Annotated in this window: 1 protein-coding gene; it reads right to left on the bottom strand. The window is 75.8% G+C overall.

Going from position 1 to position 1,502, the window contains the following annotated elements:
* Positions 1-1,277 (bottom strand): NAD(P)/FAD-dependent oxidoreductase (locus HGA02_RS19010; RefSeq protein ID WP_168680922.1); only part of this gene is annotated, 1,277 nt, incomplete at its 3' end.
* Positions 1,278-1,502: the final 225 nt, after the last annotated feature.

The following is a 1,502-nucleotide window of genomic DNA, read 5'->3' on the forward strand; positions in this document are numbered from 1 at the left end:
CGGCCCACCGCGGGCAGGGGCACGACGTCGCGGCCGAAGACCGCGGCCGACGCCCACAGCAGCGCGACGCGGACCTTGCGCTCCCACGTCGGGACGGCGAGCACGTGGTACGCCCGGTGCACGGCCCACGCGAGCCACCCCGTGAGCACGAGACGCCGGTACTGGAACACGCCGTGGTGGCGGCCCAGGGTCGCGACGACGCCGAGGCTCGCGTGCCGGTACCGCCGGACGCGACCACCGCGCAGGTCGGCCAGCACGTTGTCGGCGAGGAGGCGACCCTGCCGGACCGCGTGCTGCGCGTTCGGGACCGTCAGGGCGCCGGGCACGCCCGACGCGAGGTCGGGCACGGCGGCGTTGTCGCCCGCGGCCCACGCGTCCGGGACGGGCGCGTCCTCGGTGCCGACCCGCAGGTCGCCGCGCACGACGACGAGCCCGCGCTCGTCGACCGGCAGGTCCGTGTGGTTCGCGACGACGGGGTGCGAGGCGTTCCCGGCCGTCCACACGAGCAGCCCGGTGTCCCACTCCTCGCCCGTCGACAGCACGACGTGCCCGTCCGTCGCGGACAGCACCTGCGCACCCAGGTGCACCAGCCCACCGCGCCGCGTCAGGTGGCGCACCACCCACCGCCCCGGACGGTCCGTCACCTCGGGCAGAATCCGGTCGCGCGCCTCGACGAGGTGGAACCGCAGCTCGCCCGCGTCGACCTCCGGGTAACGGCGCAGCAGGTCCCGCGACAGCGCCAGGAGCTCGCCGAACACCTCCACGCCCGTGAACCCGCCGCCCACGACGGTCACCGTCAGGTGCCGCGACCGCTCCACACCCGGCGGCAGGTTCGCCGCCGCGTCGAACCCCGTGAGCACCCGGTCGCGCACCGCGACGGCCTCCTCGACGTGCTTGAGGCCGATCCCCTCGTCGCTCAGGCCGGGCACCGGGAACGTCCGCGTGACGGCACCCGCGGTGACGACCAGCACGTCGTACCCCAGGTCGCGCTCGCGGCCGTCGACCGTCCGGACCGTCGCGGTCCGGTGCGCATGGTCGACCGCCGTCACGTGCCCCGTCACGAGCCGCGTCCGGCGCAGGTGCGCGCGCAGGGACACCGCCACGTGCCGCGCCTCGACCGACCCCGCCGCGACCTCCGGCAGGAACGGCTGGTACGTCATGAAGCCGCGCGGGTCGACGAGCGTGACCTCCGCCTCGCCCCGCCGCAGCCGCTTCTCCAGGCGCCACGCCGCGGAGAAGCCCGCGTAACCGCCACCGACCACCAGGATCCGTCGCATCACGACCTCCGATCGCTCTCGGTAGGTCGACCGTGCAGCCGTCGCGTTCGTGACGTGATGTGCGCCACACCCCCGTCGCCCGCGCTCAGGAGCGCCGGACCGCGCCCTCGCTCAGGCCCCCGACGCGCGCGTCCAGGCGTCCTCGACCGCGCTGCCGGCCAGCACGGACCGGTCCAGGCGGACCCCCAACAGCACCGAGGCGTCCCGCAGGACCAGGTCGACGAG

Source organism: Cellulomonas septica (assembly GCF_012396155.1).
GTDB classification, from domain to species: domain Bacteria; phylum Actinomycetota; class Actinomycetes; order Actinomycetales; family Cellulomonadaceae; genus Cellulomonas; species Cellulomonas septica.